Annotated in this window: 11 protein-coding genes; 3 read left to right on the top strand and 8 right to left on the bottom strand. The window is 41.2% G+C overall.

Features of this window, described 5'->3' with window-relative positions:
- Positions 1 to 179: 179 nt before the first annotated feature.
- Together NMG88_RS13665 and NMG88_RS13660 are read right to left on the bottom strand one after the other, a co-directional pair.
- Positions 180 to 5,609 carry a WD40 domain-containing protein gene (locus tag NMG88_RS13665; protein ID WP_346732951.1) on the bottom strand — a complete coding sequence of 1,810 codons (5,430 nt, stop codon included), beginning with the start codon at positions 5,607 to 5,609 and terminating at the stop codon, positions 180 to 182.
- Positions 5,610 to 5,788: 179 nt separating this feature from the next.
- A complete protein-coding gene (locus NMG88_RS13660; protein WP_235765851.1) occupies positions 5,789 to 7,123 on the bottom strand; it encodes an AAA family ATPase in 1,335 nt (444 codons plus the stop codon).
- 252 nt (positions 7,124 to 7,375) lie between these two features.
- Here NMG88_RS13660 and NMG88_RS13655 point away from each other — a divergent pair, with 252 nt between their 5' ends.
- Both NMG88_RS13655 and ftsZ read left to right on the top strand, forming a co-directional pair.
- On the top strand, positions 7,376 to 8,230 hold the full coding sequence (locus NMG88_RS13655) for a cell division protein FtsQ/DivIB (RefSeq protein ID WP_042157587.1): 855 nt from the start codon (positions 7,376 to 7,378) through the stop codon (positions 8,228 to 8,230).
- A 128-nt stretch (positions 8,231 to 8,358) separates the two neighbouring features.
- A complete protein-coding gene (gene ftsZ, locus NMG88_RS13650) occupies positions 8,359 to 9,633 on the top strand; it encodes a cell division protein FtsZ (protein ID WP_042154680.1) in 1,275 nt (424 codons plus the stop codon).
- Here ftsZ and NMG88_RS13645 read toward each other — a convergent pair.
- The 5 genes from NMG88_RS13645 to NMG88_RS13625 all read right to left on the bottom strand — a co-directional run bounded on the left by NMG88_RS13645 (position 9,630) and on the right by NMG88_RS13625 (position 15,756).
- A complete protein-coding gene (locus NMG88_RS13645; protein ID WP_254035530.1) occupies positions 9,630 to 10,157 on the bottom strand; it encodes a late competence development ComFB family protein in 528 nt (175 codons plus the stop codon). The two genes, ftsZ and NMG88_RS13645, sit on opposite strands and share 4 nt — an antisense overlap.
- Before the next feature lie 100 nt (positions 10,158 to 10,257).
- Positions 10,258 to 10,659, bottom strand: coding sequence for a DNA sulfur modification protein DndE (dndE, locus tag NMG88_RS13640; protein WP_026796655.1), 402 nt, complete (start codon positions 10,657 to 10,659; stop codon positions 10,258 to 10,260).
- A 407-nt stretch (positions 10,660 to 11,066) separates the two neighbouring features.
- Complete coding sequence (dndD, locus tag NMG88_RS13635; RefSeq protein ID WP_254035529.1) at positions 11,067 to 13,052, bottom strand: DNA sulfur modification protein DndD; 1,986 nt, start codon at positions 13,050 to 13,052, stop codon at positions 11,067 to 11,069.
- A gap of 147 nt (positions 13,053 to 13,199) precedes the next feature.
- Entirely contained in the window at positions 13,200 to 14,780 is a 1,581-nt protein-coding gene (dndC, locus tag NMG88_RS13630; RefSeq protein ID WP_254035528.1) for a DNA phosphorothioation system sulfurtransferase DndC, read from the bottom strand.
- A 7-nt stretch (positions 14,781 to 14,787) separates the two neighbouring features.
- Entirely contained in the window at positions 14,788 to 15,756 is a 969-nt protein-coding gene (locus NMG88_RS13625; protein ID WP_042154685.1) for an HNH endonuclease, read from the bottom strand.
- A 157-nt stretch (positions 15,757 to 15,913) separates the two neighbouring features.
- On the opposite strand from NMG88_RS13625, the gene NMG88_RS13620 reads away from it, so the two are divergent.
- The gene (locus NMG88_RS13620; RefSeq protein WP_254035527.1) at positions 15,914 to 17,476 is read left to right on the top strand and encodes a DGQHR domain-containing protein; all 1,563 of its coding nucleotides are present in this window, start codon (positions 15,914 to 15,916) and stop codon (positions 17,474 to 17,476) included.
- A gap of 106 nt (positions 17,477 to 17,582) precedes the next feature.
- On the opposite strand, the gene NMG88_RS13615 is transcribed toward NMG88_RS13620, so the two are convergent.
- The gene (locus tag NMG88_RS13615; protein WP_227350758.1) at positions 17,583 to 17,975 is read right to left on the bottom strand and encodes a hypothetical protein; all 393 of its coding nucleotides are present in this window, start codon (positions 17,973 to 17,975) and stop codon (positions 17,583 to 17,585) included.
- Positions 17,976 to 17,999 lie beyond the last annotated feature (24 nt).

The raw sequence follows: 17,999 nt of genomic DNA, 5'->3' as shown, positions 1-17,999 counted from the left end.
CACTGACTTAGAGTACCAAGTACAGTGTCGGCTTCTGTACTCAAATGGGAAACCATCTATCAATCTCCACAAGAAGCTAAAAAGTTTCGAGCTTTAAAGAAATGGAACAAAAAAGAGCAAGGATAATACACTAATTTTTGGCTCTGTGTCAAGTCAAATAGCTGATAACTGATTACTGTTTACTGATTACAAAGATCGCGATCGCTCGTTTGAACTTTAGGATTAGTTCGTAAATAATCGTGAACCCAATCACAAGCGCGATCAATCAAATTATCTAAATCCAGATTCCACATAATTAAAGTATGATCCCGACTAGCAGAAACCAAAACCCGACCATCGGGACTAAAACTAATCCCCATTACACTATCCCGATGTCCCACCAAGGTTTTGAGCAAAGTGCCGTCATCACGACTCCATAACTTCACCGTACTATCGTAACTAGCCGAAGCAATTAACTGACTGTCAGGACTAAACACCACACTGGTTACACTATCACTAGATCCCTTTAACAGCGTCTTCAGATAGTTCCCTCGACTATCCCAAAGTTTAACCGTATTATCATAGCCAGCAGAAGCAATAAATTTACCATCGGGACTAAAACTGATACTCAGAACATAACCCTGATCAGCGATAATTGTCTTTAATAACTTTCCTTGATCATCCCAAAGTTTAATCGTCCCATCATCACTAGAAGTTACAATCATCTCCCCATTCGGACTAAAGGTAACACTATTAACCCAGGAATCATGTCCGATTAAAGTATGCAATAATTGACCCTGGCGACTCCATAATTTCACCGTTTTATCCTTACTCGCCGTAGCAATTTGTTCAGCATTAGGACTAAAAGCAATATTCAGAATACTATCGTCATGACCAATCCAACTTTGAAGCAGTTGAATAGATTCCACCGAAACCCGGTTTTTTGTTAAGGGCAAAGCTGATTTTAATTTTGCTACACCCCAAAGACTAAAATTATCAGGGAATTTAAACAAACTCCCCTGGGATTTTTCTGAGCTTTCTAAATCAGGACTCAGTTTCCACAATTTCACCGTCCGGTCATAGCCCGCCGTCGCTAAAAATTCTCCATCGGTACTAAAACTCACCGTCGTCACCCGGTCTTTATACCCCGCTAAGGTCGTCAATAATGCCCCTGTACGGCTCCAAAGTTTCACCGTTTTGTCCTGACTCGCCGAGGCAAACATCTCACCATTGGGGCTAAAATTCACCCCTAAGACCCGATGTTGATGCCCCGTTAGGGTTTTTAGAGGAATTAAATCTGAACTCCAAAGTTTTACTGTTTTGTCATAACTTGAGGATACTAAAGTCTTGCCGTCGGGGGAAAATTGAATATTTGTCACCTTATCCCCATGTCCTTGCCACTGCTTTAATAGAGTTCCATCCACCGTCCATAAATAGATATTTTTATTGTCCGTAGAAGTTGCCAACAGTTTACTATCAGGAGAAAAATTCACCCCATATATATTAGAACGATCCGCTTTTAAAGTTTTTAAAAGTTGACATTGAGGAGTCCACAATTTCACCGTTTGATCTTGTCCCACCGTAGCAATTAGTTGACCATTGGGAGAAAAACTCACCTTATAAACCGTTTTATTCGGATTAGCAGTGTGATCCAAGGTGTGGAGTATTGTTCCATCTAGTTTTAGCAGTTTTACCGTCCCATCGGCCACCGCGATCGCTAACACCTGACCATCGGGGCTAAAAGCCACCCAGGTTAAAGGAGCCACAGCCCGATAGACAGTTCGCAATAAAGTCCCCTCTCGACTCCATAATTTTAATCGACGATCATCGGACACCGAAGCGATCAAACGGCCATTGGGTGAAAAAGTGACTGCGGAAACACCCTGGCGATGGGCTTGGATAGTAACGGGAGTGACCAGCCGTTTTATTGTAGACAAGGCTGCGACGGGCCAAAGTTTAATCGTCCCATCTTGAGAAGATGACGCGATCATCTGACTATCGGGACTGAAACTTACACTGGTGACACTTCCCCGATGACCGACTAAGGTTCGCAGTAGTTGACCTTCGGGTGTCCACAATTTCACCGTTTTATCCACACTCCCAGAAACAATATAATTGCCGTCGGGACTAAAGGAAACATCCCAAACTACATCCTGATGTCCTTCTAAACGGTTATGTTCAGTTGTCCCATATACTGCCTGTTGCAAGGTGGCTGCAATTCTAGTTTCCATGGTTTTGAGTTCCGACCCATCTGGGGTCGTCGCTTTTAAGCGTTGAAATTGTCGAGCCGCCCTTAAACTTTCGAGGAGAGCATCAAATTTATATTGGGAGAAGAATAGGGCGTCGGAAGCGGCAGTTAAGGTGGCTAAATCGGCGATTTGCTTTTGTTCGTCGGCCCGTTGTTGTTGATAGGTGGCTAGTTTTGTGGTAAAACCCAATAACAGGGCAACAATTATCGACAACCCTAACAACTGTTTTAACCGTTGATTACGCTGCAAAAGTTGCTCTCGACTCATTTTTTTTAAGGCTGCTTCCGCCTTGGATTTTTCAGATTGGGCTTTCTGTAAACGTTGCTTAATATCATGCTGGCGCTGTTTTTCCTGTAGTCCGTAGCGCTGTCGAATTGGCAAAACTAAATAATCATGTAACAGTTGATATCGATCTTCAGGTTCTTCCCGTCTTCTTAATAGTAACCCTGATTCTAAAATGATATCAATAAAAGCCTCCGCTTCCTCTCCTCCTTTGGGTAATGGGTAATGGGTTTTGGGTAATGGGTTTTGGGTAATGGGTTTTGGGTAATGGGTTTTGGGTAATGGGTAACAGAAAGAGTTTACCTCCCCTGCCTCTCCTACTCCCCCTGCTCTCCTTGCCGCCGTAATTAATTCCGCTTTAGTTTTAATCGGACGAGTAAATTTTTCATCCGTTAGGGTAAATAAAACTTCCCAAGCTGCATCTTCATTGATATTCCCACAATCTTTAATAACCTGTTCAATGGAATGTTTAATTAATTCAGTTTTGGGATTAATTCCTAATTGTTTATAGGCCGTTAAGGTGGTAATTCCATGTTCTCCTTCTTCCTGAAGTTGCGCCCCGACAACTTGCAATTCAATTGGACGAACTTCCTGCCGTTCATCGGCTAAATCTGTTACTAAAGCATCAATTAAACCTGGCTCTAATTGGAGTTTAGACCGTTGGGTTAAACGCTCAATCACCGTTTTTGCTTCTGCTAAAGTAAAATCTCGCAAATGATAGCGAATTTTTTTATCGAGAATATTATTATTAATGGCATCTAGGTTCAATAAATGATCCCATTCTAAGAGATGATGCAAATAATCTTCCCTCAGAGAGAAAACTATTTTTACAAAGGGTAAATCCAGGCAAATTTTTAGAAAATCATAAAATATTTTGCGCTTTTCTTGATGACAATGGGAGATAAAAAAGAATTCCTCAAACTGATCAAAAATTAAAACTGTGAGTAAATTTTGTTCGGCATTTTGGGTGAGTTGTTTCAACACAAAAGAGGACGAATTTAGAATACAATCTACCGGAATTTCTTCATAACTTTGATTGGGATTGCGATTATTCCAATCTTGAATAGAGGATTGAGCAATCACTTTATACCAAAGTTTTTTGATTGACTCATCGGGATATTTAAAGGAAGCACAATTTAATAATGCACTCGCTAAACTCTGTTCTAATTCCCGAGTCCAATCCATATAAGATTGAATCACTACGGGCAAACAATCCCGCGCACTAATTGCCGTATTCTTTAAAGCTGGAACTAAACCCGCATTCACTAAAGAACTTTTACCGACCCCAGAACGGCCATGAATAATAATTAATTTATGATCATCACGACTCAAGCGATGCAGCAAATTCTGAATATCATGTTGGCGACAGGATGCCATCATTTCTTCCGCAATTGTAACCATATTTTCGCCTTGGTTACTAGAGGGATTAATTGCTTGTTTTGGAGGTTGCAGTTGGGCTGCTCCAATAAAGGCTCGCAACCCATATTGATGCTCAATTTCCCGTTGTTTTTTCTTAATTCTAAAGGCTTGACGATACTGACCTTGCTGATAGTCAATATCGCGTAATTCTTCCAAAATATTCAGATATAACTGAGGATTATATTGGGGTTGTATTTGGGTCAGAGCTAATTCTAATTTCTGCTTTGCTTGTTGCCATTCTCCCTGATATTGATAACATCGGGCTAATAATAATAAACACTGTGCTTGACTAACCGTTGGTTTTGACTCTGGTAAAATAGTTAAAGCTAATTTTGCTAACATCAGAGCCCGACGCCATTCCGAACGTTTTAGAGCCACTTCCGCCATAAACACATAATCTTGAGCTAATTGACTTGATGTGCCATAAACCAAGTGCATTTTTACGCCCCCCAGGGCTAATTCTTGCAACATTTCCCATAATTGTAAGCGTTGCAATACTTCACCTAAAGGGGAAATCACTCCTGCAACTAAATCAGGACGTCCAGCTTGTTGAAAAATTTGCTGACTTTGCTCAAAATAGCGTTTGGCTTCTGTTAATAAAATCTGAACTAAGTTGGGATTTCGAGTGGCTTGAATACAATAGGTTAAAGCAATATGAAACAATACAATTCCCTGACGTTCTCTTAAACAAAATACAAGGGGGCCCGAAGTGGGGGGAGTCATCACATCGACACTGGAGACTTGACCTGGGAGTTCACCTTGGGCGGTATAGCCTCGTAAACCCGCCTCGTGTTGGAGGAGGGCTAAACTCTGTTGATAATGTTGGCGGGCAATTTCGATCTGGTCATGGGCATCGCCATCTTGACCGAAAATAAACTGACGACTGGCTTCTAAAGCGGGGTCTAACTCATAACCTCGATTTTGTAAATCCTGCCAATGCAGTTCTAATTCTCGTCGTCGGTTGCAACCCATACCAAAATCAGATGGAAAACTACGGGATACGGTCGATTTAAACGGTCGTTGTGTTTTGGGTTCCCAGACTTTAATTTTTAATTCTGCTAGGGTAAATAGGGTATTGGCTTGTAATTTTAAGTAATCTAATAATTCAGTGGTGGTTAATTCAAATTTAATTGTGGCGGCGGCCCAACTTTTAAAGTCAGGGGCTAAACGAATTAGACCCGTAACGATATCATCGGTAATCCATATAATAATCGGAAAATTAAATTGTTTTCTAAATTCATCCCGAACCTGATTAGTTGAACTCAGAATAATATCCAGATTTTCCAAAGTTTCTAACCCTAAAATCATTAGTGCTGAAGGAGAATTTTTCTCGACGTTTTCTAATAGGGTTGTATAGAGAGTTTTGGTATAAGGAGATAAAATTAAAGACTCAATCTTGATTTCTGAATCAACCTGTAGGGCCTGTAGAACTTTTTGTCTGAGTTGACTGGAATTACAGCGAACTAACACTAAGGAAAACTGACCTTGGGACAAGGATACACCGCGTAACAAGCGATTCAAACTTCGTTCATTCACAGAGGCTACTATTTTGGGGTCAACAAGTTTATCCATAGGAAAACGGCACACTAATGATAATTGTAATAAGTGTTTTCGAGCATAAATACTCTCATTCGCTTCTGTTCCCAAAAGCCAATATTTCAGATTTAAGAAATTGGGCATCTGATCCCAGAAAAAATTTGAACACTTCCAAAAGTAGTTGAGTGCCTAGAAGATATTAAATCTTTAATATCTTTAATATCTTTATATCTTTTATTCCCCTTATATAAATCTAACTCATCAGGTTATAATTGACAAGAAAATAAACAAAAAAATTACATCCCCTGCTCCCCCTGCTCCTGTTAAATATTTTTACTCAGGGAATTGACCAATAGTTTGTATTGACTACTCTCAGTCAAGGCCGGATTAATTCCAAACCAACGACCCTCTTGATCCCGATATTCAAATACAAACATACTGCGGAGTAGGGTTTGACATTCATCTTCCCCGGTAACTTTTTGTGTTTTAACTACTCGTAACAATAACTCCCATTCTTCCTGACTAATTGCCCCCAAAAGATCATCTCGATATTCTTGAATCACCTGATCCAAACAAGCCCGGGTAAATGGTGGATCTTCTTGTTGTAAACAACTGTACATCAACATTAATAAACGTCGAATATGGCCACCACTAATTAAACACAAACGATCCAAGGTTTCGGGACTATCAAATAAAGTGGATATCAACTGAAAACGATCTTCGGGAGGGAGATCAGGAAAGGCTCGGGCTAATACCATTTGTTGTAATTTTAGCATCCCCGATGGGTTTTCTGTGCCATCACGCAGGCAGACTGGAACCATAGGTAAAACTTTGGGTTTGACTCCAAATCGACTTGATAGCCGATCATAATCATTAGAAAACATCAGGGTCAAGGGAATAGTAAAAACTACATGACAATTGAGGCGTTTGAGTTGTTCACCGCGATCGACAAATAGATATTCCGGTTGAGTTCTTCCCCAGGGTTTAGGAGAGTTATCAATTCGATCTAAGTTATCGACAATCACGACAATGCCTTTTTTACCTTTGGCTTGTAACGCAGTATTAGCCCGTCCTAATATTTCATCATTAATGGCATCTAAAATATTACTGGTACGCGGTTCTAAATATTGTCGTAACTGGGAACGTAATTTGGGAGAATCCTTGGTTTTAGCTGTAATTCTAGCAATTCCTACGGATAATTCGGCTTCGGCTGCGAGTTGGATGGGGGTTTGCATCAACTCGGAAATTTCGGTAAATAAGTTAGAAAAATATCCGGGTTTGAGACGAATTTGATCCGCTTCTAAACTTTCACTTACCTGACGAGCAATCATTAATAAAACATCACTGATATCGACATCCGCCATATCCAGGTTTTGAGAGGATTCAAAGTAAACGACATGATATCCTTGATGTTCTAATAAATCTTTGAGACGAAATAATTCAGTCGATTTCCCACAGCCTATATGACCACTAAATAATTGACAGGTGGGTTCATCATGGGACAGTAAAGTAATGGTGCGACTCAATTCTCGAATAATATCGCTACCCCGGACGGAAGAAAAATCGATATAATACTTTCGATCTTCCGGGTTCGCCATGTCGATAGTTTTACTGGGGTTACAGGCTTTATAAAATCTGCTTAAGTTAAGCTCGATCACAATTAGACTCTTAACCTCTGTATCAATTGAATGGATAGATAATCTGGGTATTATTCTATCTGCGGAAGCTGAGTTTCAGGATGGGGGGTATCGGGGATAGGGGGGAATAATCAGTTATCAATTATCAGTTATCAGTTATCAGTTATCAGTAAAAAAATCCCTAAAGCAATTAGAAATAGGGGGATACAGAATATGCTAAATTGTTGGCGGTGACCAGTGGTGAGGAGGAAAATCCTGTCGCGTATGGGCAATCTGACCAATATTGACTCTCTTTCAACCCGTCAATTAGGACGTCGCCGCCAGCAGTTACGACGTCAACGTCGTCTAAAGTTAGTTCAACTGTTATGGCAAACAATAGCACTGGGGACTTTGACAGGAGGTCTGTTTTGGCTGATTAACCAACCCTTCTGGTTGATTCGCGAACCTGAACAAATCAAAGTCGAAGGCAATCAGCTATTATCCGATCAAGCGGTTCGTTCCTTACTACCGCTATCCTATCCTCAGTCTTTATGGAAAATTCAGCCCCAGGTCTTAGCCTCGAGCCTAGAATCACGGGGTCAGATTGCCTCTGCCTCCGTCACCCGTGAGTTATTCCCCCCCAGTTTAACGGTGAATATTCGAGAACGACAGCCCGTAGCGATCGCTCATCCCGCCGCCACACCTTCGCCTGTTGAAGCCAATAACGCCATCGGATGGTTAGATGCTACCGGGGACTGGATGCCGTTAGAAAACTATACGGAATTAGAAAAATCCCAGAAACTCCCGACCCTCAAGGTGATTGGCAACTTCAAGCAGTATCATTCTTACTGGCCCTCAGTTTATCAAGCCATCAGTCACAGTCCGGTGAAAATCTCCCAAATTAATTGGGAAGATCCGAATAATCTGATTCTGGAGACGGAAATTGGTACAGTTCATTTGGGCGCCTATACCTCCAAATTCCCGGAACAGTTGCGGGTGATTGATCGAATGAGGAATATCCCAGAACAGGTAGATCGGACTCAGATGATGTATTTTGATCTGAAAAATCCCAACCAACCCTTACTCCAAATGCAACCGGAAAGTACGGATAAAAGCAGATTATCCGAGGACGAGTCTACCTCGAACTAACAGACGGATCGCTGTAGGAAGAATCACTCTCCTCAAGGACTTGGTTTCTAATCCAACTTACCCTATAGTATTTGTGTTTATTTGGTTTAAAGTGATAGAACCGTTATTCATCTACTCCCCCTATTAAAATGACAGTTAAGAATAATCTGGGGTCTGCCCTTGGCAATTCTGATGCTGAAGGAAAAGCGAATCCCTGGTTGACAGACGATTCAGCCAATCCATTCCGTAGAAAAGAACTAATAGTTAACCCTAATAACGATTCTAAAGATATGCCCCGTGAAGATTCTTGGAGTAGCGATATTATTCCGAGCAATGCTGCAAAGATCAAGGTGATTGGTGTGGGTGGCAGTGGCGGTAATGCCGTTAACCGCATGATTGATAGCCAGGTTGCCGGAATTGAGTTTTGGTCAATGAATACCGATGCCCAGGCTTTAACCCTATCCAAAGCCCAGAAACGTCTACAAGTGGGTCAGAAATTAACTAAGGGGTTAGGAGCCGGTGGAAACCCTGCCATCGGTCAAAAAGCCGCCGAGGAATCCCGGGAAGAAATTCAGAAAGCCTTGGAAGGGGCTGATTTAGTTTTTATTACCGCCGGACTAGGAGGCGGAACCGGGACAGGTGGAGCGCCTGTTGTGGCGGAGGTGGCGAAGGAACTCGGAGCTTTAACTATTGGGGTGGTGACTCGTCCCTTCCACTTTGAAGGTAGACGGCGAATTTCCCAAGCCGATGATGGAATCCTGGCATTACAATCCCGGGTTGATACCTTAATTGTGATTCCGAATAATAAGTTATTAGAGGTGATTGCTGAACAAACCCCCGTACAGGAAGCCTTTCGTTATGCCGATGATGTTCTCCGTCAAGGGGTACAGGGGATTTCGGATATTATTACGATTCCGGGGTTAGTAAACGTCGATTTTGCCGACGTGCGGGCGGTGATGGCTGATGCTGGGTCTGCCTTATTAGGGATTGGGATTGCTTCGGGAAAATCCCGGGCTAGAGAAGCCGCCGTGGCTGCGATCGCCTCTCCTTTATTAGAATCTTCTATTGATGGAGCCAAGGGTGTTGTATTTAATATTACCGGAGGCACGGATTTAACCTTACATGAAGTGAACGCGGCAGCCGAAACTATCTATGAAGTGGTTGATCCCAATGCCAATATTATTTTTGGGGCGGTAATTGATGAACGGATGCAGGGAGAGGTGAAAATTACTGTGATTGCCACCGGGTTCTCAGGAGAAAACAAAAGTGGTATCCCCGTGGCCCGGAATACTGGCGTACCCCAGGGTAATATTCCAGTTATTCCGGCTCCAGCTAACCCCAACCAACCCCCAACCCCGGCTAATCCTGGTCAACAACCCGATATTCCTGACTTCTTACGGCGGCGACGTCCTCCCAACCGTTAACCGTTCCATCCATCCCGAATTGAGCCTTCCTTGCGGGAGTAATTATCGGCAAAAGCTCGGTGACGGTTGACAACTTTCTGATCCAGCCCAGGGGGAGGAGGCACAGAGGGCTCAGCAGCATGACGGGGTAACATTTGCTGTGCAGCCTCTGGTTTTGGACTCTCCTCCTTCACAGGGGTTGATTCTTCTGGGGATAATGGGGTTGAGTGCCGCAGTAAGTCCCTTTGAACGGCTGCGATCGCCTGTCGGACGGCGGTTTTAATCGGGGTATAAAATTCATCCCTTCCCCTTTTGAGTTGCTGCATCCAACCTTCTTTGGAAGAAGCATAAAGGGGCGGTAAACGGTTTAGGGCGTAGGTTTCGACTTCAAACCGTTTAATGTATTGGCAGAGTCGAGGAGCTAGGGTAGCTAATTGAATCTTGACTTCCTGGGCAACTAAGTCTTCCATCACATTATGATATCTGCGCTTAGAATCTATAGTCATGGTATTCACCGTTCCAGATTCTTCATTCAGTGTGATCACGGAGATTATCCTCTAGTTTCTGGTTTAACAATTTTGTTCGGCGCGGTGAGTTCCCCTAGATTTTCTAGGGGGAGAGCGTGACAGTGCTTTCCTCTACCATTTACGCGGTAACTGGGTTTTGGGCGGGGGTGAGGGCGATGAAATCTTCAATCTGTTTGAGATTGGGATCACCTGCTAGGTAACTAATTCCTCGGTGCAGGTGTAGGCGAAACTGGGTGGCGAGGGTTTCTGGATCGGTTCCTAAATGGTCGTTATGGCAACGTTGCTTCAGGGCAAGGGTGAATAAATCACCCACTTCTCCCCCAAAGACTTGCCAAGTCATTTCCACGTTGCTATCGGCGGGGATGGGAACCGGGGAGGGAATGGTTGACTCGGCTAGGGAACGGCACAACGCCCAACGGCACAGAACATTCCAGTTGTCTATTTTGGTAATTCGTTTGAGTTTGGTTAGTTGCTCCTTCGCTGCTTGGGATAGGCGAATTCGCTCTACGGGGGGTTCCATTTGTTCAGTGACCAGTGATCAGTGATCCGTTATCAGTGGATTTCAGATTGATATATTAAACATTTTATACCTAAATACTTAGGAATTGCTCCCAGTGTTAAGACTTTTTTACAAAATCTTCATAAATAACCCACTTTTATTAAATTTTGGTAAAGAAATGTTCCTGGTTTAACCACAAAGGCACAAAGACACGAAGGGGCTGCTGCGGTAAATCAAGTCCTGTGAGGATTCGTTGACTAATTAGTCAAGAGTATGGGCGTGTTCCCCCCTACGATATTGTCTCCCAGGTGGCGGGTTTTGTCAACCCCCCCTAGCCAAAAAACGAAATTTTTTTCCAGATTAATTTTTTTTTGAGGTTTAATTTAACCACGAAGACACGAAGACACAAAGAAATATGGAAGTTGTTGTTAAAAGAAGTAACCTATTTCTATGCAGGTTTGGCGTTGTTTGGGATCATATTTGAGTAAGTATTCACGGGCGATCGCATCTTGTTCTCGTAAACTATTAATTTCCTTTTCCGCAATTTCCGTATCGGTTGAGAGTAAAATAACTTGATGACTAGCTGCGGGAAAATACCGTTCAATTAGGTTTTGACGGTGGGAGGAGTCTAAACGACCTAGGGGAGTATCAATGGCGATGGGTAGGTTTAGTCCTGAAACCCTGGCTAAACCCCATAAAAAAGCGATCGCTAAGAGTTGTTTTTCTCCCGCAGATAGGCGATGTTTCTCCACGGGTTGTCCTTGGGGATCGTACAGGGATAAACTAAAGTCTTCGGTAGCAATTACCACTCGATGCACTAAGTCTGATTTGTGTAATAAATAGCGGAAACATTCGGTCACTTCTACTTCTAATTTATTCAATTTTTTCAGAGTTAATTTTTCTTTAAATATTTTTAAGGAGTCTTGAACTTTACTAATAGTCTCAATAATATGATTAGCATTTTTTCGATCAATGGTATTTTGACTATATTTTTCTAAGTGTTTTTTAGCTTTTTCATATTCAGTATAACACTTTTTAGATCGCTGTTCTGCGTCTTCAATAGCAGTTTCAATTTTGGTGTATTCTGTTTGGGCTTGGGATACCGTTTCTAACAGTTGTTCATAGACCTCTGGAGGTGCAGCAATAGCCAATTGTCTATCCAGACTAGATAGGGTATCTTCAATTATTATTAGGGCTTCTAAAACGTCCTGAGATTGTTGAATTTGACTGGGAAGTTGATGGTCTAAAAATGTTCCTAATTGACTGAATATTTTATCATCAATTTCTAAAAATATCTTTTCGGGATTATGATGATTTTCGGTTAAGTTTTGATAATCGGTTTCCAGATATATTTTAACACTTTCTAACTGTTTTTTGGCAATATTAAGTTCTTCTAAATATTCAAATAATCGTTGATCTCGATCTTTAATAAAATCCTGGGCTACCTTGGCTTTTTCCCAGTTTAACTCCTGTTTTCCTTGCTTTTGAGCTTGAATTAATAAAGGTTGAATTAAACTTAAAGGTAAACCTTCGGCTGCTAATTCACAAAGACGTTCCCGTTGTTGTTTGGCTTTTTCTTTCTCATCTTCTAATTTTTTTTCTAATTGACTCCGTTCTCCGGCTATTTTACCCCCTTCTAGTTTAAATTTTTCCTTAGCTTGATTTAACTTTTTTTTAGCAATTCCAGCCTTGATTTTTAATTCTTCTACCGCTATTTCCGCCGCATCTTTTTCGGATTTATACTGATTTAATTTGGTTTCAATTTCTTCTAAATACGCTAACTCTTTTGAGTCGGCTAACTGTCGGCGTTTGCGGTTAGCTAGAATATCTAAATCTACGGCTAAACGTTCTGATAATTCTAATCCTAATAAAGATTGAATTGCTTGTACCACAACATTAGGAGGACTGTCTAAATCTGCTAATTCTTTGACCTGTTCACCATCAAATAAAAACAAGTTAGAAATTCCTATCGGGAAAAAATCTTCAATGCGTTCATCCCAGGTTTCTACCCAAGCGGAGTCCGGCCAATCATCAATTAATATGCCTAAAATATCCTTACCATTTTTCGGGTTTTTTGTCCAGCGACGTTTGACCCGAAATTCTACTTGCATATTTTTAACAATATGTTCAAATAATAATTCTACACTGGTTTCTTCATGGGCTAAGGTCTGTTTATTAACTGCTTGTTTAAGAAAGTCGGGATAACTTAAATTTCCCCGGGTAGAACATTGGGCGCGTTGTCCATAAAGTGCGAGGCGCATCGCATCCATTAGGGTAGTTTTTCCGCCTCCATTCATACCTCCAAATAAGATAATGGGACTAATCACATTATCATGAATTTTAGGACGTAAATCAATAACTTGTTTACCTCGATAGGGGCCAAAGTTTTCTAAGGTTAATTCTAAGAAAATCATAAAATTAAAAGTTTAAAGGTTAATTTTTATCCCGTTTATCTCGTTTCTAGGTTCTACCTAGAAATGCTCTTAAAGAGGCTCCGCCTCCAATAATAGCAGGCTCCCGCCTGCATCATTCATTCCCAGGCGGGAGCCTGGGAACGAGGGTTAGGTAGGGTTTTGAAATTTCAAACTTCCCCAACTTAACTGTTGTGGAGGTTCGGGGTTTTTGTCTTCTATGGCGTGCTTAACTTGTTCAACATTTCCGGTTTTGGCGGCTTCTTTTAAGTTGCGTTCATAATGAGCGTTATTAATAGCTTGCTCTTGAGGTCGAGAACTGGTTTCCAAACACTTTTCTAAATCATCATAAATGCCATTTCGTCTGGCCATAGTTTTATATTGACGTTCTGTATCAATCAGTTTTGCCATTAATTCCATATACATTGTATCTCCTTGACTAAGTTCTTCTAATAATTCCCATTCATCTACACCCAGAACGGTATTTCCTGCACCCAAACGGGGGTCTTCAAAGGTTTCTCCCATAACTTCGGTAAAAATTTTAGGTACACTATCATCAAATTCGTGTTTTTCTTCTAACCATATTCTCCTGATTTCGCTAAGTTCTCCTATGGTAATTAAGGTTATATCTCGATATTCTTCGGGTGCTGTTTTTCTAATTTGTTGTTGCGCTTCTAATACCCGTCTTAACCAATGTTCTCGCCATTTTTTGGTATAGGGCCCAGGAATAGGTTCAACGGATATTTCCCCATCAATATTACGTTCAAATAGTTGAACTTTTCCCACAAGTCGTCTAAAATCTCGTTTATCTCGATCATTTTGGATATCTAATTCTAAACGAATATCAATCAGAGGTTGTAACCATTCTTTTTCTTGATCATTTTGTATCATTGCGGTTAATGATTTATCACTATCAACCAAAGTACAAACCCAACAGCCAAACCGAGAACTTCCACAGCTAGGGGTAGAAGTATCTACAACAAGCGGACAGTCATTATCAGCCGTTGCACCTCGATACATCGCAAATAATTCTTTATTATCCAGACCCCAAGGGTTTTCCCATTGCATTAAATACATCCAAACTTCATCAGTTCGCCAACTTTCAATAGGCGTATAAAGTAGAGAACTGGGTAAATGAGGATGAGGACAAAGATGATCACGAACTCTGTTTATTTCCCGTTTGGCCATGATCATTGCACGGTTAGAACTTTCGGTTTTACGAGTTCCTAAAATCACAATAGCTTCACCATTTGACCGTACAACATCACGAATAAAACGGTTAGAAGGATCGATTTTTAATCGTCCAGTACACCATCTAAACCTATGACGGGGTGCAGGATAACCTTTTCCTATTAAACCTACCCAATAAGTTTGTGTTACTTCAGGTGTTAACAAATGAGGCTCAATGGGAAGATTATTTTTCTGTGCAACTAATTTCATTCTATTTAAAGAATTATTAACCCAAGCAGAAACAATAGGATTTTCTACCAAAGTATCTGTACTGATAACATAAATTTTTTTATTGAGTTTTTCGGGTGGTAGTGTTGCGATCGCATTCCAAATAAGTTGTAAACTGGCTGTGCTGTCTTTACCTCCAGAATAGCCAATAACCCAAGGAATTTCATCTAAACAGTACAGATCCTGAACTTCTTGGTTAAGAATTTCGAGATCATTGATAAATGCTTCAATATTTCGAGATGGAAATAAAGATATTTGTTGATCAATTGCCATTTTTATATCACCCTAATTCAGATTTAAAAACATTGTTTCTATGCCAATGAATAGCATCAAGCCTTGGATAAAATTGTTTAGTGTTGGGGAGAAATATAGAATCTCCATTAAAATCCGTCATGGGTCTAGCATGAGGTGATATTTCTTGTAAATCTTCTGCAACAACAATTTTATAATCATTATCTAGTGTAAACCAACCTCGATCAAATGCCCAATGATGATTTTTACAGAAGGAAATTCCATTATCAATTTTATTATCATAAAATAAAGACATCGGTTTGATATGCGCTCCATCAACAATAGTTTGATTAATAGAACGAGTTACCCTTAAACCACAAAATGCACATTTATAATCATAAATATGAACAATTGATTTTCTAAAAAAAGCATCTCTAACAACTGATTTATAGATTCTAAGTTTTTTTTCGATTAATTGATCTAACTGTGTTAGTTCTTGTTCGGCTTCATTTTGTAAAGTTTGATTCACTCCTAAAATATCTTCGATTTCTTTTTGAGTATCAGAAAACCAAACTGATATCAAAATATCTACCAATTCTTTTCTCGTTTCTCCATTTTTGATAAATTCAAATAGTTGCTCATCTAACTTAGCATATTCTACTGCTTGTTTCAATTTATTGATACTCTTAGGTTGAAACCCATCAAAATCAGGTCTTAACTTCAAATGCCAAAAATTTTCCCTTTTCAAGTGAAAAAAAGGATAGTGTAACCCCCCTAGGTATTCTTCATTTCCCAAAAGTTGCCAATACTTTTTGAAGGTAGCAATTAATTGATCTGATACCGTAATTTCGTTTTGCTCAATAATACCTTGTGAAATCAGATCAATAACAGACAACAATAAGATAGGTTTATAAGGAGCATCCCCTCGTTGACAAATTTTATTAACCCTTAATTCAGCAAAGCGTTTACAATAATCTGCAAGGGTGCGCTTATTTTGGGTTTCTTCTGTGTTCTCCATATTTTCCCCTTGCCCTCTTTTCAGAAATTACAGATATTCCCTAAACCCCACTAATTAGGTAAAATAGGACTAGGAATAAGTTTTTAAAAATTAATAATAAGTTTTTAAAAACCGTTTTAGAACAGTTTAACGCCTATTGCACTCCTTGGCAACCAGAATGGAAAATAACACCCCCGCCCAACTCAAACAAGACTTAGAAGCGATCGCCGATCTCCTCAAACCCCATCTACAACAAGACGATCGCATCCTGGCCCACAAAACCCAAATGGCCGAAACCGAAACCTTTATCACCTCCGTCACCCTAGAATGGATAGCAGCAAGAGTCGGTTTTGCCTCCCAACTGCCCCTATTTCAACCCCATTTAGACCCCACAGGAAACGTCGAAAGAGACACCGAAACCGTTGACGATATCCTGCAACGTCCCCTCGACTGGTCACGTCAAGCCACCTTAACCCAATATCTCACCAACCACAAAGACCATAAATTCCCCGCCGTGTTAGTAGTCCTCAGTCCCGCCTGGGTCGATAACCCCCAAGCATCTCAATGGGATAAACAGGGCCAAGCTACCCAGTCCGCCATTGAATTTTTACCCCTGGATAGTCAGGGAAAACTCGGACTATTGCAAATGTCTGGGGATATATCCGTATTTGCCCTAGATGGACAACATCGCCTCATGGGGATACAAGGGTTAATGCAACTCCTACGGACAGGGCGTTTACAACCCTATAGCAAACAGAAAAAACCCGTCGGGGATGCTATTACCGTTAAGGAGTTAACCCAAAAATTCGGTATCACACCCCAACAGTTACAACAGTTATCCCAAGAAACCATCGGAGTAGAATTTATTCCCGCCGTTGTCAAAGGAGAAACCCGCGCCCAAGCCAGACAACGGGTGAGGTCTATTTTTGTTCACGTTAACTTAATGGCCGTTAAACTCAGTAAAGGCCAGTTAGCCCTATTAGACGAAGATGATGGGTTTTCTATTGTTACTCGCCAGGTCGTCGTTTCCCATCCTCTATTTGTCGATAAACCCGGACGCAACCCTAGAATTAATTGGGATAGCGCCACCGTCGCCTCCAAGTCAACCGTATTAACCACCCTGCAAGCCCTAACGGATATGGGTCAACGCTACTTAACCCCCAAATTTCCCCACTGGAAAGCCGCCAAACCCGGGTTAGTCCCCCGACGCCCCACAACCCAAGAGTTAGAAACAGGTATTCAGGAATTACAACAACTTTTTGATGCCCTGGCAACCTTACCCAGTTATCAACGCTTAGAAGACAGTTGGGAAACCCCCGACCTGCGCAGGTTTAGTTTTGAGAAACCCCCAGGAGAAGGAAATATATTATTTCGCCCCGTCGGACAAGTAGCCGTAGCCGCAGCCTTGGGAGTCTTAGTCTTTTATCAACAACAACCCCTAACAGAAATTTTTCAGAAATTGCAAAATTTTGATGGGTCTGGAGGGTTTAGCGGCATGGAATATCCCGACTCCCTCTGGTATGGAATATTATATGACCCCAATAAACGCCGGGTCAGAGTCGCCGGAAAAGACTTAGCCGCCAAATTACTCATCTATTTATTAGGGGGAATGCAGCAACCCATGGAATGCGCCGAGTTACGCAAAGCCTTAGCCGATGCTAGGACATTTGAAAATAAAGCCGTCAGTTTTGACGGTAAATTCGTTAAACCCAAAGAAGTTGGTTTACCCGAAATTTTATAACCTCTTTGTGCCTAGGATAATATTTTCCAGTCGAAAAAATTTACAACTTAGGGAATCGTATAGTTGGGGCTATTCACTCTAAAATCTAGTTGAAGTTGAGAGGAAATTAATCTTCCATAATTTCAACTGTCCTTGGTGCTTCAGATACTTCAGCACCATAGCTTGATTCTGAGCTAAGGTGATTTGTGAGTTTGAGTTTGAGCTCGTCTGAAATGGGTAAATCTTGGATTTCTTTGAGGAGATATATGACAGATTCGGTTTTACTCCGTTCCGCATAGACAGCATGAAGAACAGCTTCAATTCCATATCCTGAGACAGTATCTCCTAACACCGTCATTAGACCCAGTATTCCTATGCCACCAACGATGCCAAAAGGCCCTCCCATGGCGGTGAGAGCAGCAGCAATGGCGGTATTACTTCCGGCTGATGAGACTGCTATAATCAGGAGAACTATACCGGGAAGACCGAGGCCAGCGATTTTCTTTGCGATTTCATCCATTGATTTTAATAATTAGTTATTAGC

This window comes from Planktothrix agardhii (assembly GCF_904830935.1).
GTDB classification, from domain to species: domain Bacteria; phylum Cyanobacteriota; class Cyanobacteriia; order Cyanobacteriales; family Microcoleaceae; genus Planktothrix; species Planktothrix agardhii.
This window is presented reverse-complemented; position numbering and strand designations above follow the sequence as displayed.